The sequence below is a fragment of the Cupriavidus pampae genome (assembly GCF_914271485.1).
GTDB lineage: Bacteria > Pseudomonadota > Gammaproteobacteria > Burkholderiales > Burkholderiaceae > Cupriavidus > Cupriavidus pampae.
Genome location: NZ_CAJZAG010000007.1, coordinates 312,220 through 332,894 on the forward strand (window position 1 = coordinate 312,220; position 20,675 = coordinate 332,894).

Genomic DNA, 20,675 nt, shown 5'->3' on the forward strand with positions numbered 1-20,675 from the left:
CGCATCGCCCGAGGAGAATATCGATGTATCCCGCACCGAATCCGCTGCGCGCGAAGCTTGCCGCCGGCGAATGCATCACCGGCCTGTATATCCAGACCGCGAGCCCCGACTGCGTCGAGATTGCCGCGGCGGCTGGCTACGATTACGCGATCATCGATCAGGAGCATGGGCCGTTTGGCTACGGCGAAACCGTGGCGCTGATCCGCGCGGCCGAGGCCAGCGGCATCTGTCCGATCGTGCGGGTGCCCGACCATCGCGCGTCCGAGGCGCGCAAGGCGGTGGAAGCTGGCGCGCTCGGGGTCTATGTGCCCGACGTGCGCACGGCCGAGCAGGCGGCGGAGGCGGTGGCGTCGGTGCGTTTTCGTGTCGATGGGGATGGCGGCATGCGTGGCGCGTGCCCGACGGTGCGGGCCGCGCGGGGGCGCGGTGCCGCGGAGTGGGAGCAGTATGCGGCGTGGTCCAACGAGAATGTCATGGTAACGCTGCTGGTCGAGAGCGAGCAGGCGCTGGCCAATCTTGACGCGATTCTCGCCGTGCCCGGCGTCGACATGGTCGCGCTAGGCCGCTTTGACCTCGCGCATGAGATGGGCCTGCATGGCGATCGCTACGGCAGCGTGATCAGCGATATCTTCGAGACCTTCGTCGCGCGTGCGGAGCAGGCAGGGGTGCCGTACGTGACGCGGCTGCGTCCCGCCGATGCGGCCACGATGCGCGCGGAACGGCAGGCGTGGGTCGCGCGTGGCGCGCGTAATTTCACGATGGGGTCGGACCGCGAGTTTATGGCGAAATCGTTCGCCGCGGCCTTGGCGCCGATGAACGACTAGGGAGTGCGGTCCGCCACGCGGTCCGCCAATATTGCCGCGCGCACGTTCTGCACGTGCGCGACGCCCGCGGCTTCCGCTTCGTCGGGACTGCCCGCAAGCACGGCTGTGGCGATGCGCCGGTAGTCGGCCAGTCGCATCTGCTGCAACGACGCAAGCCGGTGCTGTGCATGCACGATCGGCATATGGATGGTTGGAAACAGGCGGCGCAGCTCCCGGTTGCCGCCCATATCGAGCAGCGTGCGGTAGAAATGCCGGCGCGCGGTCGAGAACGACACCACCGCGCCACGCGCCTCGTCACTGCGAGCGCGCTCCGCCTTTTCCGCATTCACGAGTTCCTGCACTGCCGCGCGCAATGCCTGTGCCTGCGTGCGATCGCCGCTGCCACGCGCGGCGGCACGCGCGAGCAGGCCGGTCATGCGCTCGGCCACGTCCAGCACATCGAGCGTGTCCTGCAGGCTCAGGCGGCGAATCATCGCCCCGCGATGGCGCGGCAGTTCGACGATGCCCTCGGCCGCCAGTCGCTGCAGCGCTTCGCGTACGGAATTGCGGCCCACGCCGAACTCGGTCACGAGGTCGGTTTCCACCAGGCGCTGGCCCGGCACAAAGCTGCCAAGCTCGAGTCCTTTCAGGATGCCGAAGAACACGGTATCGGAAGCACTACGGGAGGCGCTGCGGCCAGCATCGTCCGGCACCTCCGACGGGTCGGTTGCGATGGCCGCGGCAGCGGGCGAAGCGGAGAGGGAGGCGGGAGATCTTGTCACGAGCCGCATTTTAATGGATTGCCCCTGTGTGCGGCGCAGCCGGCGCATGATTTGCGCCCCCGGGAATTCCCGTCGTTGACATAGGATGAAATCGTCCTACAATTTCGTCCTGACATAAAAACGACGGAGACACGCGATGACGGACACGCTACTGGGCCTGCGCGGCAAGCGCGCGCTGGTTACGGGGGCGTCCAGCGGACTGGGCGCGCACTTTGCGCAGCGGCTCGCGGCGCAGGGAGCCGAACTGGTGCTGGCGGCACGGCGCGTGGAAGCGCTGCGGGACGTGGCCCGCCAGTTGGAACCGTATGGGAACGCGCAATGCGTGGCACTGGACGTGACCGATGCGGCCTCGCGCGCGGCCATGGTCGCGGAAGCCGGGCCGATCGATATCCTTATCAACAACGCCGGACTGGTGCGCGAAGGCGCCGCGCTCAAGCACACCGAGGCCGACTGGGACCTCGTGCTCGACACCAACCTCAAGGGCATGTTCTTCGTCGCGCAGGCGCTGGCGGCAGGCATGCGCGAGCGCGGCGGCGGCAGCATCGTCAATATCGCCTCGGTACTGGGTTTGCGCCAGGCCGGCGGGGTGGTGTCGTACGCGGTGTCCAAGGCCGGCGTGGTGCAGCTGACGCAGACGCTCGCGCTCGAATGGGCGCGCCACGGCATTCGGGTCAATGCCATCGCACCGGGCTATATCGATACCGAGCTCAATCGCGATTTCTGGCAGACCGACGCGGGCCGCGCGCTGATCTCGCGCATTCCGCAGCGCCGGCTCGGGCAGCTCGCGGACCTCGACGGGCCGCTGCTGCTGCTCGCTTCCGATGCCTCGCGCTATATGACCGGCGCGGTGATCGCCGTCGATGGCGGGCACCTCGTCAACACATTGTGAAAGATTGAAAGGGAAACCCATGTTTACGCCGTGTCCCACCGATAGAAGCCGCGAGATCGCGGATCGCGTCGAGCGCTTCGTGCGCGACGTGGTTGCGCCGTACGAGCAGGATCCGCGCTGCGCATCGCATGGCCCCTCGGCCGAACTGGTCGAAGAGTTGCGCGTGAAGGCGCGCGCCGCCGGTGTGATGACGCCGCATATCCTGCCCGATGGTTCGCACCTGACGCAGCTGGAGACCGCCGCCGTGCTCAAGCGCTCGGGCCTGTCGCCGCTGGGTCCGGTCGCCGTCAACACCATGGCGCCCGACGAGGGCAACATGTTCCTGATCGGCAAGGTCGGCACGGCCGCGCAGAAGGCGCGCTTCCTGGCCCCGCTGGTCAGCGGCGCGGCACGCTCGGCGTTCTTTATGACCGAGCCGGCGGAAGAGGGCGGGGCAGGTTCCGATCCGTCGATGCTGCAGACCACGGCCGTGCAGGACGGTGACGCGTGGGTGATTCGCGGCCGCAAGAAGTTCATCACCGGTGCGGAGGGGGCGAAGGTCGGCATCGTGATGGCGCGCACGGGCAGTGGCGAGCGTGCGCAGGCCACCATGTTCCTCGTCGATCTGCCGCATCCGGCGATCCGGCTCGAGCGCGTGCTCGATACCATCGACAGCTCGATGCCCGGTGGCCATGCACAGATCCTGATCGACGACCTGCGCGTGCCGGCGGATCAGGTACTGGGCGAGGCGCACGAAGGGTTTCGCTACGCGCAGGTACGCCTGTCGCCCGCGCGGTTGTCGCACTGCATGCGCTGGTTCGGCACCGTGGCGCGCGCGGACGAGATCGCACGCGCGTATGCCACCACGCGCAAGGCATTCGGCAAGCTGCTGATCGACCACGAGGGCGTGGGCTTTATGCTGGCCGAGAACCTGATCGACCTGCAGCAGGCCGCGTTGATGATCGACTGGTGCGCGGGCGTGCTCGACGCGGGGTCGTCGGCCACCACCGAGAGCTCGATGGCCAAGGTGGCGGTGTCCGAAGCGCTGTTCCGCGTCGCCGATCGTTGCGTGCAGATCCTCGGCGGCAATGGCGTGTCGCGCGATACCATCGTGGAGCAGGCGTTCCGCGAGTTGCGCGCGTTCCGCATCTACGACGGCCCGACCGAGGTCCACAAGTGGTCGCTGGCGAAGAAGATCAAGCGCGATACGTTAGGGGGTGCGCATCATGGCTGACGCGCGCGGAGGGAAATCCGCGGGCGCCACCGTGCCCGTACGCGCGCAGCATCGCCTCGACGAGGTCGCGTTGCGTAACTGGATGGAGCAGAACGTAACGGGCTTTGCCGGCCCGATGCAGATCGACCAGTTCAGCGGTGGCCAGTCCAATCCCACGTACCGGCTGCGCACACCTGGGCGGCACTATGTGCTGCGTCGCAAGCCCCCGGGCGAGCTGCTCAAGGGCGCGCATGCGGTGGAGCGCGAGGCGCGCGTGATGGCCGCACTGGGGCAGACGGATTTTCCGGTGCCGGTCGTGCACGGCCTGTGCACCGACGACAGCGTGATCGGTAGCTGGTTCTTCGTGATGGACATGGTCGATGGCCGCATCTTCTGGGATGCGAGCTTTCCCGAGGTGCCGCAAGCCGAGCGGGCCGCGTATATGGACGCGATGAACGCGACGCTGGCCGCGCTGCATGGCATCGATTACGCGGCGATCGGGCTTGGCGACTACGGCCGCCCCGGCGGCTATGTCGTGCGGCAGATCGAGCGCTGGTCGAAGCAGTACCTCGCCGATGAACTCGCGGGGCGTCATCCGGCCATGGACCGGCTGGTTGACTGGCTGCCCGCGCATCTGCCCGCATCGGATGCCACGTCGATCACGCATGGCGACTTCCGCGTGGACAACATGATCTTCCATCCGACCGAGCCGCGCGTGATTGCGGTACTCGACTGGGAGCTGTCCACGCTTGGCGACCCGCTTGCGGACTTCGCGTACCACGCGATGATGTACCGCATGCCGCGCGACATTCTCGGCGGCGTGGCGGGGCTGGACCTTGGCGCTACCGGCCTGCCCGATGAAGCCGCGTACGTGGCCGCATATTGCTCGCGGACCGGGCGCGCGGGCATCGACGATCTCGATTTCTATATCGCCTTCAACATGTTCCGCTTTGCCGCGATCCTGCATGGCATCAAGGGCCGCGCGGCGCGCGGCACCGCCGCCAGCGCCGACGCGCAGGCCATGGGCGAGCGCTTCGCGCGCGTGGCGGAGCTCGCATGGGAGCAGACCGCGAGCATGCGCTAGCGCAGGCAAAGAACCTGTAAAAAAACAAAGGACACAGGAGACAACGTAATGAACAAGATATATGGCTCCGCCGCCGCGGCGCTCGAGGGCGTGGTACGCGACGGACAGACCATCGCGGTGGGCGGCTTCGGCCTGTGCGGGATTCCGGAGGCGCTGATCGACGCGTTGCGCGACAGCGGCGTGCAGCACCTGACCGCGATCTCGAACAACGCGGGCGTGGATGGCTTCGGTCTCGGCAAGCTGCTGGAGACGCGTCAGATCCGCAAGATGATCGCGAGCTACGTCGGCGAGAACAAGGAGTTCGAGCGCCAGTACCTGGCCGGCGAACTCGAACTCGAGTTCACGCCGCAGGGCACGCTGGCCGAAAAGCTGCGCGCGGGCGGCGCGGGCATTCCGGCGTTCTTCACCAAGACCGGGGTCGGCACGATGGTCGCCGAAGGCAAGGAAGTGCGCGAGTTCGACGGCAGCCAGTACGTGATGGAGCGCTCGCTGGTGCCCGACGTGGCGCTGATCAAGGCCGATGTGGCTGACCATGCGGGCAATCTGCGTTTCCGCTACACCGCGCGCAACTTCAATCCGGCCGCGGCCATGGCCGGCAAGCTCTGCATCGTCGAGGTGGAGCATCTGGTGGAGACCGGCGCGATCGCGCCCGACGATATTCATCTGCCGGGCATCTACGTGCACCGTATCGTCGTCAACGCCCATCCCGAGAAACGCATCGAGAAGCGCACCACGCGCGCCGCCTGAGCCGGAGACACCGATATGCCATGGACTCATGAACAGATGGCCGCGCGTGCGGCCGCGGAACTGCAAGACGGCTTTTATGTGAACCTCGGCATTGGCCTGCCGACGCTGGTGGCCAACCATGTGCCGCCCGATATCGACGTCTGGCTGCAGGCCGAGAACGGCATGCTCGGTATCGGCCCGTACCCGACCGAGGACGAGGTCGATGCGGACCTGATCAATGCGGGCAAGCAGACCGTGACGACCGTGCGTGGGACCTCGATCGTCAGCAGCGACCAAGCCTTTGCGATGGTGCGCGGTGGCAAGATCAACCTGAGCATTCTCGGTGCGATGCAGGTGAGCGAGCAGGGTGACCTCGCCAACTGGATGATCCCGGGCAAGATGGTCAAGGGTATGGGCGGCGCGATGGACCTGGTCGCGGGCGTGGCACGCGTCGTCGTGCTGATGGAACATGTAGCGCGGCGGAAGGATGGCGGGTTCGACCTCAAGATCCTGCCGCAATGCACGTTGCCGCTGACAGGGGTGCGCGTCGTGAGCCGCATGATCACGGATCTCGCGGTCATCGATGTCGTGCCAGCCGGACTGCGGGTGGTGGAACTCGCTCCCGATGTCACACCGGGCGTGCTGCAAGAGCTGACCGGCGCCACGCTGATCTTCGACTGAAGTTCGTTCCGACGGAGGCCGCCATGGCGTCACGTCCCTCGCCGGTGCAGCGCGCGCTCTCGGTACTGCGCGCGCTGTCCGACCCCGAAGTCCGCCGCATGAGCGATGTGGCGCGCGCCACCGGACTCGATCCGGCCACCGCGTCACGCATGCTCGACATGCTTGTGCAGGAGGGCTTTGCCACGCGCGATGCGCGGCGCCATTACGGCATCGGCCCCGAGATCTTTCAGCTGGCCGATGTGGCGCAGCGTCGCGTCGATCTGCGCCAGCTCGCGCGGCCCGGGCTACTACGACTGGTGGAAGCGTTCGAGGACACCGCGGTGCTGACCGAGGCCAGCCACGGCGAAGCGGTGTGCTCGGACCTCGAACCGGGCACGCATGCCGTGCATGCGAACTACGTGACGGTGGGCACGCGCCGGCCGCTTGGCGTCGGCGCGGGCAGCCTCGCGGTACTCGCGTGGCTGCCGGCGGTCGAGCGCACGCGGCGCCTGCAACAGACCGCGCGCAAGCTCGTCAACTATCCGCGCCTGACCGCCGCGGCCATCGGCGGCGAGATCGATGCCGCGCACGCGCGCGGGCATGTGATGTTTCTCGACTGGGTCATCGATGGCATGGGCGGCATCGCGGTGCCGATTCTGGACTACGAGGGGCGGCCCATCGGTGCGCTCAGCGTGGCCGCGCTGAGCGCGCGTCTGCGCGCCAACGAAGCCGCGCTCGCGCGCCAGCTCAAACAGGAAGCGCGCGCCATCACCAGCGCGTGGACGCGCGCGGTGATGCCCGCGCGCGAGGCTCAACGCTTTGGTTCAGGCGCGCCGGGGCCGCGCAGCAGCGGCGCCAGCGCCTCGGGAATCTCCACTTCGAAGCGCAGGACCGCGCTGGCGAGCGCCTTGCCGTAGTTGTCGATGGCCAGGCTGCGCGACACACCGCCGCCCAGCGCGCCATCGGCCACGAAGTTCAGCACCTTCAGGCCATCGACCTCATGGCGCGTGACCGCGCCCGTGATCAGCGTGCCGTAGTGCGCCTTGAATGCGGCGGCGGTCAGCTGCGTCTTGAGCAGCGGATAGAACTCGGGCGCGTAGGCAATGACGGCCGTGTTCGAGGTATTGCCTTTGTCGCCGGAGCGGGTATGCGCTACGCGGCGCAGTGGAACACGCATCGGATTCTCCTTTGCCATGATCAGACGAACTGCACATGAGAGGCGATCAGCGTGCGCGGCACCAGTGCCGACCACACGCCGATGATCTCGCGCGTGCGGTCCTGGTGCGGCACGCGCTTGCCTGTGGAAGCGAGGCCGCAGACCGCCATGCTGTCGATCTCGCGCCCCACCTTGGCCGCTTCCGCGCGCGTGCGCGTGCGGGCAGCCACGCGCACGGCGATCTCGTTGGGCTCGCAGGCCGGCGCGGGGGAGGCCGCGCCATGCACGGCATTGACGCCCAGAAAATCGATACGCAGTTCTTCGGCGTCGAGCTTCGCCAGCGCGAAGCGTTCGGTCAGAATGGTCCTGGCCAGTTCGGCCTTGCCGAGGCAACCCGGGCCGGCGTAGAAGAACATATCCTCGCCGATATGGCCCTCGGTGCAGCCGAGCGAGACCTTGAGCGTATCGGTGCGCGGCAGGCCGCTCACATGGCTGATGCGCACGCGATCGGGGCCGACCTGTTCGAGCCGCGCGGTGGAGAAATCCACGATCACATCGGGCGTGATGTAGCGGCGCGGGTCATGCACCTCGTAGAACATCTGCTCCTTGACGGTCTCGAGGTCGATGCGGCCGCCGGTGCCCGCCACCTTGGCAATGACCGCCGTGCCATCGGCCTCTACCTCCGCGATCGGGAAGGCGAGGTTCCACGGTTCGGGCACATCCTTGTAGCCGGGGTCGCCAAAGTAGCCGCCGGTCACCTGCGCGCCGCATTCGAGCAGATGGCCGATCGCGCTGCCGCTGGCCAGTCGCGCCACATCGTCGGGGCTCCAGCCGAAATGATGAATCATCGGCGCGAGAAACAGCGAAGGGTCGGCCACGCGTCCGGTGATCACGATCTGCGCGCCCGCGCGCAGCGCCTCGACAATCGGTGCCGCGCCCTCGTACGGTTCCGCGCTGATCAGCGTGTCCTTGAGCGTGGCCACCGGCTGGCCGCTTTCGAGCAGCGTCAGGTCGAGTTCGCAGATGCTCCTGGTCAGGTCGGTGGTCGTCACCGCGGCGATCTTCACGCCAGGCAGACCCAGTTCCTCGCAGAGTGCCGCCACGCGTTGCGCGGCCGCGAGCGGGTGGATCCATCCCTGATTGCTGACGATGCGCGTGCCGTTGGCGATGCAATGCGGCAGCACCGCGCGCATGCGTTCGTCGAGGTACGTGTCGTAGCCCGCGAACGATGGGTCGCGACGCTTGCGCACCTGCGCGGCGGAGACGGTGGCCTCGGCCATCGTCTCGAAGCACAGGTAGTCGAGCTTGCCGAGGCGCGCGGACAGCTCGGCTGGCTCGACGCGATCGCCCCACCAGCCCGAACCCGAGCCGATGCGCAGTATAGTTGTCTGGGTCATGACGTTTTTGCCTTTGCTTGCTGCGCTTTAACTCATTGCGCCTTGATATTGGCCGTGCGAATCACGCGCGACCACTTCTCGGTGTCGCCGCTGATCTCCCTGGCGAATGCCGCCGACCCTTCACCACCGGGTTCCGCGCCAAGTTGTTCGATACGCAGGCGCACGTCGGGCATCGCCAGTACCTTGTCCACGGCCTGCTGCAATTGCCGCACGCGCTCCGGCGGCGTGCCGGCCGGCGCCAGCAGACCAAACCACGAGTTCACTTCGTAGCCGGGCAGTCCCGACTCGCGCACCGTCGGCACCGACGGCAGCACCGACGCGCGCTTGGTACTGGTCACCGCGAGCGCCTTGACCTTGCCAGCCTGAATCTGTGCCAGCGCGGATGGCAGGTTGTCGAACATCAGGTTGACCTGTCCCGCGAGCAGATCCGTCATGGCCGGCGCCGCGCCCTTGTACGGCACGTGCTGCATGGTCGTGCCGGCCATGATGTTCAGCAGCTCTCCCGACAGATGCGGCGATCCGCCCGTGCTGGTCGAGGCGTAATTGATCTTGCCGGGCTCGCGCTTGGCCAGCGTGATCAGCTCGCCGATCGAATGCGCATTGAGCGTGCTGTTGATCAGTAGCACATTGGGCGAGTTGGCCACCAGCGTGACCGGTGTGAAGTCCTTCGCGCTGTCGTACGGCATGCGTGCGTAGATAAACTGGTTGGTCACCTGTGTGCCGAGCGTGCCCATCAGCAGCGTGTAGCCATCGGGCGCGCTGCGCGCGACCGCTTCCGCGCCGATATTGCCGCCCGCGCCGGGACGGTTGTCGACCACGATCGACTGGCCGAGCACCTCGCCGGTCTTCTGCGCGATGAGCCGCGCCAGGATGTCGGTGGTCCCACCGGGTGTGAATGGCACCACGAGCCGCAGCGGCTTGGACGGAAACGTCTCCGCCGCACGGGCCGGCGTGGCACTCAGCACGAAGGTAGCGCATGCCAGCGCGGCAAAGGGCAGGGCAGTCAGCAGACGCTGACGCGGGAAGGCTTTCATCGGACGGTCTCCTGAGGCGCGCGCGGTGCGTGCCCGCTATGGTTTCGTTTAGGGAAACTCTGTGCGGCACATGGTAGGAAGCCGCCGGAAACACCGTCAATCAAAAGGCCTATATTTTCATTGGATGAAAATCCTGCGACGCCGGCCACCGGGCGCGCCTTTCTCCCGCAAACGCGTCGTATTTGAAAACACCGGTCGGCATCGCTCCCTAGAATTCCCCCCCAAAGGAGGATAGCCCCGCGACTTATCCGCGTGGCGGCGCATGAAATGAAACTGAGCGATCTGTCGACCCCCGAGTTTTTCGAGAATCCGTACGCGCTGTATGAGCAGTTGCGCAACGGCGAGGCTTTGCACTATCTGGCGCCCAATCTGGCCATGACCGCGAGCTTTCCGCTGATCGAGGCGATGTTCACCGACCGCCGGTTCGGCAAGACGTTTCTTGCGGGCGTGCGTGCGCGCTATGGCGAGGAGGGGCTGGAGCAGCCGGTGTTTCAGGGGCTGAGCCGCATGTTCCTGTTTATGAATCCGCCGATGCACACGCGGCTGCGCGCGCTGGCGACCAAGGCCTTCAGCGGTCGCAATATCGAATCGCTGCGCGAGCTCTCGCAGTCGGCGACGGACCAACTAATCGATGCGTTTCCGGCGGAGGGTGAGTTCGACCTGATGAAGGACCTCGCTACGCCGCTGCCAGTGTCGATCATCTGCCGTCTGCTCGACATTCCGGTGGCGGACGGCCTGCGCCTGGGCGCGGCCGCGACCACGGTGACCACCGTGCTCGATGTGGCGCCGCTCGCGCCGGATCGGCTCGCGGATGCCAACGCGGCGGCCGAGGAGCTGGAAGCGTACTTCCGCGACGTGGTGATCCGGCGACGCGAGGCACCGGGCACCGACCTCGTGTCGGCGTTCGTCACGTCCGAGGTCGATGGCGATCGGCTCAGCGATGACGAGGTGATCTCGCAGATCGTGCTGCTGTTCGTGGCCGGCCACGAGACCACGTCGAACATGATCGGCAACGCGCTGCTCGCGCTGTTCCGACATCCGGAGCAGCTCGCCAAGCTCAAGGCCAATCTGTCGCTGATGCCGCAGGCGGTGGCCGAATGCCTGCGTTATGACGCCTCGGTGCAGACCATGACGCGCGCGGCGCTGGAAGACGCCACCATCGACGGCGTCACGATTCCGCGCGGCACCCTCGTGTTCATGATGCTCGGCGCTGCCAACCGCGATCCGGCGCGCTTTGCCAACGCGGACCGCCTCGACATCACGCGTGCCGATGCCGGCAAGCAGATCGCGTTCGGTGGCGGCATCCACTATTGCCTGGGCGTGCGGCTGGCCCAGCTGGAAATGGAGATCGCGCTGACCACGTTGCTGCGCCGCGTGCCGGATCTGGCGCTGAAGGACGTCGTCAATGCGCAGTGGCGTCGGCACAGCAATCTCCGTGGCTTGCAGGCGCTGCCGGCCACCCGCGCTCCGATCACTGCCTGAGCCACTTCGTCTCTTCGTCTCTTCGTCTTTTCGTCTCTTCGTTGCTTGCAGCGGGGCAGCCGTCGTCGGGTCGGTTGCCCCGTTTTGGTGAGTACAGTTAGCGTTAATATATGCCTTAAGAAGCATTTATGAGCGTGCACTGCACAACTGTACTCCTCCGCGCCAGTACAGTCTGTGTGCTCCCCACACCCCTCCCGTCCCATAGGCTACTTCCCGTGACGTGGCGCCGAATCGGGCTCCGCGCGCGAGTTCGAGGAAGTCGCCCCCGTTATGAGCACCACCCCAGAAAAGGGCCATGTGGCCCCGTACACGCACCCGGCCGGCGGCTGGGGTGCCCTGAAATACGTCGCCGTCAATCTGATCAAAGAGAAGGTGGCCGGCGGCAAGTACAAGCTGCTGTTCAAGCAGAACCAGCCGGATGGCTTCGATTGCCCCGGTTGTGCCTGGCCCGACCGCCAGCACGCCTCGACGTTCGAGTTCTGCGAGAACGGCGTCAAGGCGGTGGCCGCGGAGGCGACCAGCAAGCGCGTGACCCCGGCGTTCTTCGCGCAGCATACGGTCACCGAACTGCTCAAGCAGTCGGACTACGAGCTCGAGCAGCATGGCCGGCTCACGCACCCGATGGTCTACGACAAGCAGACCGACAAATACGTCCCGATCGCATGGAACGACGCGTTCCAGTTGATTGCGCATCATCTGAAGAAGCAGCCGAACCCTGACGCCGCCACGTTCTATACGTCGGGCCGCGCCAGCAACGAAGCCGCGTTCCTGTTCCAGTTGTTCGTGCGCATGTACGGCACCAACAATTTCCCGGACTGCTCGAACATGTGCCACGAGGCCACCAGCCGCGGCTTGCCGTTGACGGTAGGCGTGGGCAAGGCCACGGTGCTGCTCGATGACTTCGAGCACGCCGACACGATCATGATCTTCGGGCAGAACCCGGCGACCAATCACCCGCGCATGCTCGGCGAGCTGCGCGAGGCGGCGCGCCGTGGCACCACGATCGTCTCGATCAACCCGCTCAAGGAGCGCGGCCTGCAGCGTTTTGCCAGCCCGCAGCACCCGGCCGAAATGCTCACGGGTTCGAGCACGCAGATCGCCTCGATGTTCGTGACGCCCAAGCTGGCCGGCGACTTCGCGCTGATCAAGGGTCTGGGCAAGCGAGTGATCGAGCTCGACGATGCGGCCATCGCGGCCGGCACGAAACGCGTGATCGATGTGGACTTCATCGAGGCCCATACCTCGGGCTTCGACGCCTTTATCGACGACCTGCGCGCCGAGAGCTGGGCCGATATCGTGGCCGAGTCGGGCGTGTCGCGCGAGGACATCGACGCGTGGACGGATGTGTACGTCAAGGGCGAACGCGTGATCGCGTGCTGGGGCATGGGTATCACCCAACACAAGAACTCGGTCGCCACGATTCAGATGCTGTCCAACGTGATGATGCTGCGCGGCAATATCGGCCGCACCGGCGCGGGCCTGATGCCCGTGCGCGGGCATTCGAACGTGCAGGGCGATCGTACCGTCGGCATCGAGGAGCAGCCGAGCGAGGACTTCCTGAACCGTCTGGGTCAGGTGTTCGACTTCGAGCCGCCGCGTCATCACGGCCAGGATGTGGTGGGTGCGATTCAGGCCATGCTCGACGGTCGCACCAAGGTCTTTATCGGCCTGGGCGGTAACTTCGCGATGGCCACGCCGGATACGCCGCGCACGTGGCAGGCCCTGCGTAACTGCGACCTCGTGGTCAATATCGCGACCAAGCTGAACCGCAGCCATCTGATCATGGACGGCGACGCGCTGGTGCTGCCGACCATGGGCCGTACCGAGATCGACCTGCAGGAAGGCGTGGCGCAGGGCGTGACGGTGGAGGACTCGGTCTGCATGGTCCATATGTCGTACGGCATGAACAAGCCGGCGTCGCCGGACCTGATGTCCGAGACCGCGATCGTGGCCGGCATGGCCGCCGCCACGCTGGGTTCGGCCAAGGTGGACTGGAAGTGGTATGCACGCGACTACAGCCGCATTCGCGACGCCATCGAGAAGGTGATTCCGGGCTTCGAGGACTACAACGAGCGCGTGGCACAGCCGGGCGGCTTCCACCTGACGCCCGCGTCGCGCAACCGCATCTGGCGCACCGATTCGGGCAAGGCCACGTTCCTCGTGCATGCGATCGACAAGGACACCCCGATCAAGCGCGCGCGGGAGAAGTACGGCAAGGACCTGATGGTCATGATGACCACGCGTTCGCACGACCAGTACAACACCACGATCTACGGCCTCGACGACCGTTATCGCGGCGTGTTCGGGCTGCGCCGCGTGGTGTTTATCAACGCCGCCGATCGCGAGCGCCTCGGTTTTGCCGCGGGCGAGCGCGTGGACGTGACGAGCGTGTGGGATGACGGCATCGAGCGTCATGCGCAGGACTTCCTGCTCGTGGACTACGACATTCCGGCGGGCTGCCTGGGCGCGTATTACCCGGAAACCAACCCGCTGGTGCCGCTCGAGAGCATTGGCGACCGCTCGGGCACGCCGACCTCCAAGTCGATCCCGGTGCTGCTGAGCCGCGCGGCGTTGCAGGGCTGACGCGTTTTTAGCGTTTTGATGGCGGCCGCTTGTACGCCCGATGCTGTCATCGGGCGGCGGCCGCGCAACTGTATGCCTCCCGATTCGGCAAGGTCGGATAACATGGCTCCATGCTTTCAGCGTGCGAGAACCTAATGACTCCTGCCGAACCGACCATCCCACCGACTTCCGCCCCCGCCAATTCGGCAACCCCGGCGGCCACCCCGGCCACTTTGGCCGATGTTGCCGCCGATGTTGCCGCCGATGAGCGCGCCGGCTATGTCGCGCGCGAAATCGTCCGCCACAAGGCCGGCGTGGCCACCGAGGCCGTGGACAACGTGGCCGAGGAAGTGCCGGTCGCGCTGGTCTACAACGATATTTCCCATGCCGTGATGATGGCGACGCCGCGCGACCTCGAGGCGTTCGCGATCGGCTTCTCGCTGACCGAAGGCATTGTCGATAGCGTGTCCGAGATCTACGACATCGATGTCGTGGAAGGCTGCGACAGCTACGAAGTGCAGATGCGGATCAGTCAGCGCGCGTTCATGGCGATGAAGGATCATCGGCGGGCCATGGCCGGCCGCACGGGCTGCGGCGTCTGCGGCATCGAGAGCATCGAGCTGCTCGATCTGCAGCCAGTGCCGATTGCCACGCCGCGCGCGCCGCTGGTGCCCACGCGCGACATGATCGAACGCGCCGCCGCGGAACTGCCGGCCTGGCAAACGCTGATGCGCGCCACCGGCGGCGTGCACGCGGCCGCCTGGTGCGGCGCCGATGGCGCGGTGCGTCATGTGTTCGAAGATGTGGGCCGGCACAACGGCCTGGACAAGCTGATCGGCCATCTGGCCAGCGAGCGCGTGCCGCTCGACGATGGCTTCGTGTTTCTGTCGAGCCGCGCCAGCTACGAGCTGGTACGCAAGGCCGCGCGCATGAACATCCAGATGGTGGCCACGATCTCGGCGCCGACCTCGCTGGCGATTCGCATTGCCGAAACCGCCAAGGTGCGGCTGCTGAGCTTCTGCCGCAAGGATGGCTACGTCGAATACACGGGGCGGGGTAGCCAACCCTCTGATCCCGAGTCCGGGCACTGACACAGGAGTCGCACGATGGCCCTCGATCATCGACTTTCGCTGGCCTGCGCGGTGCTGACCGTCAGCGACAAGCGCACGGCTGAGAACGATACCTCCGGCGATCTGCTCGCGCGGCTGCTTGGCGAGGACGGGCACCGCTGCGTGCGGCGCGCGATCGTGGCGGACAACCGCTACCAGATCCGCCGCGTGCTCAGCGACTGGATCGTCGCTGACGACGTGCAGATCATCCTGACCAACGGCGGCACTGGTTTCAACGAGCGCAATTCGCTGCCCGAGGCGGTACAGCCGCTGTTCGATCGCGAGGTCGAAGGGTTTGGCGAACTGTTCCGCTCGCTGTCGTACCAGAGCGTCGGCGGCTCGGCGATCCAGTCGCGCGCGCTGGCCGGCACCGCCAACGGTCGCGTCATTTTCTGCATACCGGGTTCCGAAGACTCCTGCCTGACCGCCTGGAACGGGCTGCTGCGTACGCAGCTGGACAGCCGCACGCGGCCCTGCAACTTTGCGTCCGGCTTCCGCTAGGAGCTTGCGATGCTGAAGTTCGATGACGCCCAGGCCCGTTTTGCCGCGAGCGTGGCACCCGTGTGCGAGTCCGAATCGATCTGGCTGGAGCTCGCGCCCGGCCGCGTGCTTGCCAGCAATCTGGCCTCCCGTTCCGAAGAACCATTGCCCGCCGCGGGCACGCTGCTGCAGCCGGGCCATATCGCCGCGCTGGCCGCGCAGGGATACGTCGAGGTCCCCGTGTTCCGGCTGGTCGAGGTGGCGCTGTTGCGCGTGGACGACGCTCCCACCGACGCGGCACCCGATGCCAATAGCCCGATGCTCGAGGCCCTCGTCCATTCGCTGGGCGCGGTGGTGCGTCGCCGGGGCCATGTGCCGGCGGAGGGCGCGCGCCTGCACGATGCGCTGGTCGATCTGATCGAGGAAGGCGAGTGCGATGTGGTGTTTGTCAGTGGCGCGCCACAGTTATTCGCCGGGGCGCTGGTCGCGGCCGGTGGCGAACTGCTGTGCCGGCAGGTCGACATGAACCCCGGCCGCGCGGTGCTGCTTGGCAAACTGCGGGGCCGGCCGCTGGTCTGCCTGCCCGCCGACGCGGCGGCCGCTTACGTGTCCTTTGTACTGCTGGTCACCCCGATGCTGCGCCGCATGCAGGGGCGGGCGCTGATTTATCCGCCGGTCAGCCGCGTCGAGCCGGATTTTTTCGTGCCGCACCATGGCGAAGGCGACGCGTTCTGGCGTGTCGAGCGCGCCACCGCGGCCGATGGCACCGATTGGGTGCGTGCCGCGGTACGCGCCGATAGCCAGCCCGATGCCTCCGTGGCCACGCTGGGTGACGCATCGGGTCTGGTGCGCATCGCCCCGCATATGTCCGGGAGGACACAAGGCCGCGTTCCGTATTACGATCTCAGCCGTTGGCTTTGCTGAGGGCGCCCCGGGGGGGTGCCGGCTGGCCATCCATTCAGGCGAAAGGCTGACGGGCGGTGAATCTATACGAGAAGCTTGCGACGGATATCGAGGCGCTGGTGCAGCAGGGGGTATTGCTGCCCGGCGAGCGGATTCCGTCGGTACGGCAGGCCAGCCAGCATCACCGGCTCAGCATCACCACCGTGATTCGCGCGTACGTGCTGCTGGAAAGCCGCGGCATTATCGAAAGCCGCCCCCAGTCGGGCTACTTCGTGCGCGCCCGGCGCGAGGAGCCGGTCGTCGAGTTGCGGCCATCGCGGCCTGACCCACGGCCGTCGGCGGTGGATGTCAGCGGCATGGTGCTGTCGACGCTGCGCTCGATCCGCTCCGACGATGCGATCGCGCTCGGGTCGCCGTATCCCGATCCCACGCTGTTTCCATGGCAGCGCATCAACCAGTACGCCAACAATATCGGTCGCCGCTACGCGACATGGAACGTGCTCGACGATCTGCCGCCGGGCCAGCCGCAACTGATTCGCCAGATCACGCGGCGCTATCTCGAGAACGGCTACACCATCGACCCCAACGAACTGATCATCACGATTGGCGCCACCGAGGCGATCAACCTGTGTCTGCAGGCGGTGGCCAAGCCCGGTGACGCGATTGCGGTGGAGTCGCCGACGTATTACGCGATGCTGCATGCGATCGAGCGGCTGGGTATGCGTGCGGTGGAAGTGCCGACCGATCCGGTGGAGGGTATGGACCTGCCGTCGCTGATGCGCCTGATCGAGGAGCGCGGCATCAAGGCGTGCATGGTGATGCCGAACTTCCAGAATCCGCTCGGGTTCCAGATGTCCGACGAGCGCAAGCGGCAGCTGGTGGCCTTGCTGACCGAGAAGGACATTCCGGTCATCGAGAATGATGTGTATGGCGAGCTGTATTACGGCGATGCGCATCCCACCTCGCTGAAGGCGTACGACACCGCTGGCATCGTGCTGCATTGCGCGTCGTTCTCGAAGACGCTGACCAACGCGTGGCGCATCGGCTGGGCGCTGCCGGGGCGGTATCGCGAGACGGTGGAGCGGCTCAAGTTCCTCAACACACTGACCACGCCCGCGATTCCGCAGCTTGCGATTGCCGAGTTTCTGAAGAACGACGGCTATGATTTTCATCTGCGGCGCGTGCGCAAGGCCTACGCGCAGCAGGCCGATATCATGGCTGCCGCCGTGCGACGCTTCTTTCCGCCCGGCACCAGCGTGTCGCGGCCCACTGGCGGTTACGTGATGTGGGTGCAGTTGCCCGAAGGCGTGGATGCCATGGTGCTGTATCACCTGGCATTGGAGCGCAAGATCACGGTGGCGCCGGGACATATGTTCTCGGCTGCGCCGACCTATACGAATTGCATCCGGCTCAATTACAGCGCGGCCTGGACGTCAGAGATCGAGGCGGCCGTCATCACGCTCGGCAAGCTTGTGGCGTCACTGCAGGCACGCACGGGGCCGGTGCAGGAGATGTCCGGATAACGACTAGATGGGAGACAACAACATGGAAGATCAGACCCCTGCGGAAGAAACCGGCGGCGAAGACCTGGATCCGGCGGTCGCCGGCATTCTTCAGGTCCTGTGGACCGCCAGTCAGGAGACCGACGGCAAACGCTGGTCCCTTGCCCGCATCAGCAAGCGTGCCGCGGTCCAGATGAGCGTGCTGCGCCGCGTGCTGACGCAGCTCGAGCAACTGGAGCTGGCGGAAACGACGATGGACGAGGAAGGGCGCGGCACCGCGCACCTGACGGAGGAGGGCGAGGCACTGTGTGCCGAGTTATTCGACGGCCAGGCCTCGCAGCTGACGCGGCATTAGCGCTTAAACCACCTTCCCCGGATTCATCAGGCCACGTGGGTCAAACGTTTGCTTGACTGCCTTCATCAACGCAAGCTCGACCCCACTCTTGTAACGCGCATTCTCCTCAAGCTTGAGCTGTCCCAGCCCATGCTCGGCTGAAATCGACCCCCCAAACCGATGCACGCTATCGTGCACGATGCGATTGACCGTGTCCTGATTCGCCAGAAACGCATCATGATCCCCGCCCTCGGGCGGTGACACGTTGTAATGCAGATTGCCATCGCCAAGATGCCCGAACGTGACCATGCGCGCGCCCGGAAACACCGCCTGCAACAACGCGTCAGTGGTCTCGATAAAGTCCGCCACCTTCGAGATCGGCACCGCGATATCGTGCTTGATGTTCTTCCCTTCCTCCACCTGCGCCAGCGGAATATGCTCGCGCAAATTCCACAAATCACGCGACTGCTGCATCGATTCGGCCACCACGGCATCGAGCACCACACCGGCCTCGAACGCCGCCGTCATCATGGTCTCGAAAATCGCCCGCGCATGCTCCTCGCTCTCGCTGTCCGACAACTCCAGCAACACAAGCTGCGGATACGGTTGCGCGAACGGATAGCGCAACTGCGGATAATGCCGCGTGACCAGCGTCATGCACAGCTCCGACATCAGCTCGAAGCCCGTCAGCATAGACCCCGCATGCGATTGCGCGATGGACAGCAGCGCCAGCGCATCGCGCGGACTCTGTAGCGCGGCCAGCGCGGTCACCCGCGCGCGCGGCGCCGGATAGAGCTTCATCACCGCGGCGGTGATGATCCCAAGCGTGCCCTCGGCACCAATGAACAGATCGCGCAGGTCATACCCGGTGTTGTCCTTGCGCAGACCCCGCAGCCCCTCCCAGACCTCGCCAGTGGCCGTCACCACCTCGAGCCCCAGACACAGCTCACGCGTATTGCCATAGCGCAGCACGCCCGTGCCACCGGCGTTCGTCGACAGATTGCCGCCAATCGTGCAGCTACCCTCGGCGGCAAGACTCAGCGGAAACAACCGATCGTGCTCGCGCGCGGCATCCTGCAACTGCTGCAACACCACGCCTGCTTCCACGGTCACGGTGTTGTTCACCGGATCCACCTGCCGAATCCGATTGAGCCGCTGCAGCGACAGCACCACCACGCCACGCGCGGCCGCCTCGCCTGCCGCGGGCGTGGCCCCGCCGCACAAGCCCGTATTGCCACCCTGCGGCACGATCGCAAAATCATGCGCATGGCAGGCATGCACGATGGCGGCCACTTCCTGCGTGGTGCCGGGACGCAATACGGCCAAGGCATCGCCGGTATAGCGCTGGCGCCAGTCGGTCAGGTAAGAGGCCTTGTCCTCGGTCTCGGTCAGTACATGCTGCGCGCCGATGGCGGCACGGCACAGGTCGAGAAACGAATCGGGTTTCGCGGTGGGCATAAGAACGGTTGTCTCCGGATGGCGCACTCAGCGCGTTTTATTCTTGGTCTGCGCGCGCGAGTGCTGCTTGTAAGGGCGCAAATAAAAGATCGTGCTGAAAAAGAACACCAGCGTCAGGGCCACCTCGACGATCGCCAGCAGCGCCGACGGTCCGCGATCGCTGGTCGCGCGCACCACGCCCTCGGTGAAGTACAGCAGGATCAGCATCGACGACCACTGCAGCGTATAGCGATTGCGCGTAATCACGCCGCGCAGCACCGGCAGCAGAAACACCACCTTGACGATCAGCCACGAGCCACCGGGCCGCAGCGGTGCCAGAAACCATTCCCACGCGATGCATAGCACCATCAGCGCAATCAGGCTGATCAGGCTGGCGCGATGAAGCGCGGTATTGTGAAGCGCGGCGGCGGGGGGCGTCATGCCGCGGCCTCCGCTGCATTGCCCTTCAGCTTCAGCGCGGTCTGCGCGAGACGGCGGCCCATCGCCACCGCCAGCGCCGATTCGTGCTCGGAGATCGGTCCGCGATTGTCGACATGCGCATGATGGCTCGGGCCGTAAGGCGTGCCCCCGGCGGTCGTGGTCATCAGCCCGGGCTCGGAATAGGGGAGCCCCATCACGAGCATGCCGTGGTGGAACAGCGGCAGCATCATCGACAGCAGTGTGGTTTCCTGGCCGCCATGCAGACTGCCGGTGGAGGTAAACACGCAGGCGGGCTTGCCGGCCAGCGCGCCAGACAGCCATTGCGAGACCGTGCCGTCGAGAAAGTACTTCATCGGCGCGGCCATATTGCCGAAGCGGGTCGGGCTGCCCAGCGCCAGGCCCGCGCATTCCTCGAGGTCGCGCAGTTCCGCGTACGGGGCGCCTTCCGCGGGAATATCGGCGGCTGTGGCCTCGCACACGGTGGAGACCGGCGGCACCGTGCGCACGCGCGCCTGCGCGCCGGGCACGCTGTCGATGCCATTGGCGATCAGCTCGGCGAGCTTGCGGGTATTGCCGTGACGGCTGTAGAACAGGACCAGAATGTCTGTCATGAAGGCTCGGCGATCGAGGGGAACCGGACCGTACGGTGACGGCGGTGCCGTGAACAATGCGCGTATTATAGTTGCGTGCTTCTCTCGGGCC

Annotated in this window: 21 protein-coding genes; 14 read left to right on the forward strand and 7 right to left on the reverse strand. The window is 66.1% G+C overall.

The genetic code is table 11. From position 1 onward, the window contains the following. The first annotated feature begins 23 nt into the window (after nt 1–23). Entirely contained in the window at nt 24–824 is an 801-nt protein-coding gene (locus LDO41_RS19065) for an HpcH/HpaI aldolase family protein (protein WP_223991036.1), read from the forward strand. On the opposite strand, the gene LDO41_RS19070 is transcribed toward LDO41_RS19065, so the two are convergent. Further along, a complete protein-coding gene (locus LDO41_RS19070) occupies nt 821–1,468 on the reverse strand; it encodes a GntR family transcriptional regulator (protein WP_223991418.1) in 648 nt (215 codons plus the stop codon). The two genes, LDO41_RS19065 and LDO41_RS19070, sit on opposite strands and share 4 nt — an antisense overlap. A gap of 253 nt (nt 1,469–1,721) precedes the next feature. Here LDO41_RS19070 and LDO41_RS19075 point away from each other — a divergent pair, with 253 nt between their 5' ends. Genes LDO41_RS19075 through LDO41_RS19100 form a run of 6 tightly spaced genes read left to right on the forward strand, consistent with a single transcriptional unit; the run spans nt 1,722 to nt 7,053 of the window. Continuing rightward, nucleotides 1,722–2,474 carry an SDR family NAD(P)-dependent oxidoreductase gene (locus LDO41_RS19075; RefSeq protein WP_223991038.1) on the forward strand — a complete coding sequence of 251 codons (753 nt, stop codon included), beginning with the start codon at nt 1,722–1,724 and terminating at the stop codon, nt 2,472–2,474. A gap of 19 nt (nt 2,475–2,493) precedes the next feature. Continuing rightward, the gene (locus tag LDO41_RS19080; RefSeq protein WP_223991040.1) at nt 2,494–3,687 is read left to right on the forward strand and encodes an acyl-CoA dehydrogenase family protein; all 1,194 of its coding nucleotides are present in this window, start codon (nt 2,494–2,496) and stop codon (nt 3,685–3,687) included. Then, nucleotides 3,680–4,750, forward strand: coding sequence for a phosphotransferase (locus tag LDO41_RS19085; RefSeq protein WP_223991042.1), 1,071 nt, complete (start codon nt 3,680–3,682; stop codon nt 4,748–4,750). Before LDO41_RS19080 ends, LDO41_RS19085 begins: the two co-directional genes overlap by 8 nt. A gap of 48 nt (nt 4,751–4,798) precedes the next feature. Then, nucleotides 4,799–5,497: a CoA transferase subunit A gene (locus tag LDO41_RS19090; RefSeq protein ID WP_223991044.1), complete on the forward strand. Its 699-nt coding sequence runs from the start codon at nt 4,799–4,801 to the stop codon at nt 5,495–5,497. A 15-nt stretch (nt 5,498–5,512) separates the two neighbouring features. Further along, nucleotides 5,513–6,157 carry a 3-oxoacid CoA-transferase subunit B gene (locus LDO41_RS19095; protein ID WP_223991046.1) on the forward strand — a complete coding sequence of 215 codons (645 nt, stop codon included), beginning with the start codon at nt 5,513–5,515 and terminating at the stop codon, nt 6,155–6,157. A 23-nt stretch (nt 6,158–6,180) separates the two neighbouring features. Next, nucleotides 6,181–7,053, forward strand: a complete 873-nt coding sequence (locus LDO41_RS19100; protein WP_223991048.1) for an IclR family transcriptional regulator — start codon at nt 6,181–6,183, stop codon at nt 7,051–7,053. Here LDO41_RS19100 and LDO41_RS19105 read toward each other — a convergent pair. The 3 genes from LDO41_RS19105 to LDO41_RS19115 are packed head-to-tail and all read right to left on the reverse strand — an operon-like array spanning nt 6,948 to nt 9,723. After that, a complete protein-coding gene (locus LDO41_RS19105; RefSeq protein WP_223991050.1) occupies nt 6,948–7,313 on the reverse strand; it encodes an AtuA-related protein in 366 nt (121 codons plus the stop codon). The genes LDO41_RS19100 and LDO41_RS19105 overlap by 106 nt on opposite strands. Before the next feature lie 20 nt (nt 7,314–7,333). Beyond that, a complete protein-coding gene (locus tag LDO41_RS19110; RefSeq protein ID WP_223991052.1) occupies nt 7,334–8,689 on the reverse strand; it encodes an acyclic terpene utilization AtuA family protein in 1,356 nt (451 codons plus the stop codon). Nucleotides 8,690–8,721: 32 nt separating this feature from the next. Beyond that, nucleotides 8,722–9,723 (reverse strand): Bug family tripartite tricarboxylate transporter substrate binding protein, encoded by a 1,002-nt coding sequence (locus LDO41_RS19115; protein WP_223991054.1) that lies wholly within the window; start codon nt 9,721–9,723, stop codon nt 8,722–8,724. Nucleotides 9,724–9,990: 267 nt separating this feature from the next. Here LDO41_RS19115 and LDO41_RS19120 point away from each other — a divergent pair, with 267 nt between their 5' ends. The 7 genes from LDO41_RS19120 to LDO41_RS19150 all read left to right on the forward strand — a co-directional run bounded on the left by LDO41_RS19120 (nt 9,991) and on the right by LDO41_RS19150 (nt 18,116). After that, complete coding sequence (locus LDO41_RS19120) at nt 9,991–11,205, forward strand: cytochrome P450 (RefSeq protein WP_223991055.1); 1,215 nt, start codon at nt 9,991–9,993, stop codon at nt 11,203–11,205. A 270-nt stretch (nt 11,206–11,475) separates the two neighbouring features. Continuing rightward, entirely contained in the window at nt 11,476–13,788 is a 2,313-nt protein-coding gene (locus LDO41_RS19125; protein WP_223991057.1) for an FdhF/YdeP family oxidoreductase, read from the forward strand. A gap of 134 nt (nt 13,789–13,922) precedes the next feature. Next, the gene (gene fdhD / locus LDO41_RS19130) at nt 13,923–14,858 is read left to right on the forward strand and encodes a formate dehydrogenase accessory sulfurtransferase FdhD (RefSeq protein WP_223991059.1); all 936 of its coding nucleotides are present in this window, start codon (nt 13,923–13,925) and stop codon (nt 14,856–14,858) included. 15 nt (nt 14,859–14,873) lie between these two features. Next, nucleotides 14,874–15,377 carry a molybdenum cofactor biosynthesis protein B gene (gene moaB / locus LDO41_RS19135; protein ID WP_223991061.1) on the forward strand — a complete coding sequence of 168 codons (504 nt, stop codon included), beginning with the start codon at nt 14,874–14,876 and terminating at the stop codon, nt 15,375–15,377. A 9-nt stretch (nt 15,378–15,386) separates the two neighbouring features. After that, entirely contained in the window at nt 15,387–16,280 is an 894-nt protein-coding gene (locus tag LDO41_RS19140; protein WP_223991063.1) for a molybdopterin-binding protein, read from the forward strand. Nucleotides 16,281–16,336: 56 nt separating this feature from the next. Beyond that, complete coding sequence (locus LDO41_RS19145) at nt 16,337–17,782, forward strand: aminotransferase-like domain-containing protein (protein ID WP_223991065.1); 1,446 nt, start codon at nt 16,337–16,339, stop codon at nt 17,780–17,782. A gap of 22 nt (nt 17,783–17,804) precedes the next feature. Continuing rightward, nucleotides 17,805–18,116: an ArsR family transcriptional regulator gene (locus tag LDO41_RS19150; RefSeq protein WP_223991067.1), complete on the forward strand. Its 312-nt coding sequence runs from the start codon at nt 17,805–17,807 to the stop codon at nt 18,114–18,116. A 3-nt stretch (nt 18,117–18,119) separates the two neighbouring features. Here LDO41_RS19150 and LDO41_RS19155 read toward each other — a convergent pair whose 3' ends face one another. From LDO41_RS19155 to wrbA, 3 genes are read right to left on the reverse strand one after another with little or no spacing between them, the layout of a single operon-like run. Continuing rightward, nucleotides 18,120–19,553 (reverse strand): FAD-binding oxidoreductase, encoded by a 1,434-nt coding sequence (locus LDO41_RS19155; protein WP_223991069.1) that lies wholly within the window; start codon nt 19,551–19,553, stop codon nt 18,120–18,122. 27 nt (nt 19,554–19,580) lie between these two features. Beyond that, nucleotides 19,581–19,973 (reverse strand): DUF2069 domain-containing protein, encoded by a 393-nt coding sequence (locus LDO41_RS19160; protein ID WP_223991071.1) that lies wholly within the window; start codon nt 19,971–19,973, stop codon nt 19,581–19,583. Continuing rightward, nucleotides 19,970–20,584, reverse strand: coding sequence for an NAD(P)H:quinone oxidoreductase (gene wrbA, locus LDO41_RS19165; RefSeq protein WP_223991072.1), 615 nt, complete (start codon nt 20,582–20,584; stop codon nt 19,970–19,972). Before wrbA ends, LDO41_RS19160 begins: the two co-directional genes overlap by 4 nt. Nucleotides 20,585–20,675 lie beyond the last annotated feature (91 nt).

Bases quoted from the DNA above. Each gene is read 5' to 3' on its own strand.
- LDO41_RS19065 (WP_223991036.1), top strand. From the start codon at position 24: ATGTATCCCGCACCGAATCCGCTGCGCGCGAAGCTTGCCGCCGGCGAA.
- LDO41_RS19075 (WP_223991038.1), top strand. From the start codon at position 1,722: ATGACGGACACGCTACTGGGCCTGCGCGGCAAGCGCGCGCTGGTTACG.
- LDO41_RS19080 (WP_223991040.1), top strand. From the start codon at position 2,494: ATGTTTACGCCGTGTCCCACCGATAGAAGCCGCGAGATCGCGGATCGC.
- LDO41_RS19085 (WP_223991042.1), top strand. From the start codon at position 3,680: ATGGCTGACGCGCGCGGAGGGAAATCCGCGGGCGCCACCGTGCCCGTA.
- LDO41_RS19090 (WP_223991044.1), top strand. From the start codon at position 4,799: ATGAACAAGATATATGGCTCCGCCGCCGCGGCGCTCGAGGGCGTGGTA.
- LDO41_RS19095 (WP_223991046.1), top strand. From the start codon at position 5,513: ATGCCATGGACTCATGAACAGATGGCCGCGCGTGCGGCCGCGGAACTG.
- LDO41_RS19100 (WP_223991048.1), top strand. From the start codon at position 6,181: ATGGCGTCACGTCCCTCGCCGGTGCAGCGCGCGCTCTCGGTACTGCGC.
- LDO41_RS19105 (WP_223991050.1), bottom strand. From the start codon at position 7,313: ATGCGTGTTCCACTGCGCCGCGTAGCGCATACCCGCTCCGGCGACAAA.
- LDO41_RS19110 (WP_223991052.1), bottom strand. From the start codon at position 8,689: ATGACCCAGACAACTATACTGCGCATCGGCTCGGGTTCGGGCTGGTGG.
- LDO41_RS19115 (WP_223991054.1), bottom strand. From the start codon at position 9,723: ATGAAAGCCTTCCCGCGTCAGCGTCTGCTGACTGCCCTGCCCTTTGCC.
- LDO41_RS19120 (WP_223991055.1), top strand. From the start codon at position 9,991: ATGAAACTGAGCGATCTGTCGACCCCCGAGTTTTTCGAGAATCCGTAC.
- LDO41_RS19125 (WP_223991057.1), top strand. From the start codon at position 11,476: ATGAGCACCACCCCAGAAAAGGGCCATGTGGCCCCGTACACGCACCCG.
- fdhD (WP_223991059.1), top strand. From the start codon at position 13,923: ATGACTCCTGCCGAACCGACCATCCCACCGACTTCCGCCCCCGCCAAT.
- moaB (WP_223991061.1), top strand. From the start codon at position 14,874: ATGGCCCTCGATCATCGACTTTCGCTGGCCTGCGCGGTGCTGACCGTC.
- LDO41_RS19140 (WP_223991063.1), top strand. From the start codon at position 15,387: ATGCTGAAGTTCGATGACGCCCAGGCCCGTTTTGCCGCGAGCGTGGCA.
- LDO41_RS19150 (WP_223991067.1), top strand. From the start codon at position 17,805: ATGGAAGATCAGACCCCTGCGGAAGAAACCGGCGGCGAAGACCTGGAT.
- LDO41_RS19155 (WP_223991069.1), bottom strand. From the start codon at position 19,553: ATGCCCACCGCGAAACCCGATTCGTTTCTCGACCTGTGCCGTGCCGCC.
- LDO41_RS19160 (WP_223991071.1), bottom strand. From the start codon at position 19,973: ATGACGCCCCCCGCCGCCGCGCTTCACAATACCGCGCTTCATCGCGCC.
- wrbA (WP_223991072.1), bottom strand. From the start codon at position 20,584: ATGACAGACATTCTGGTCCTGTTCTACAGCCGTCACGGCAATACCCGC.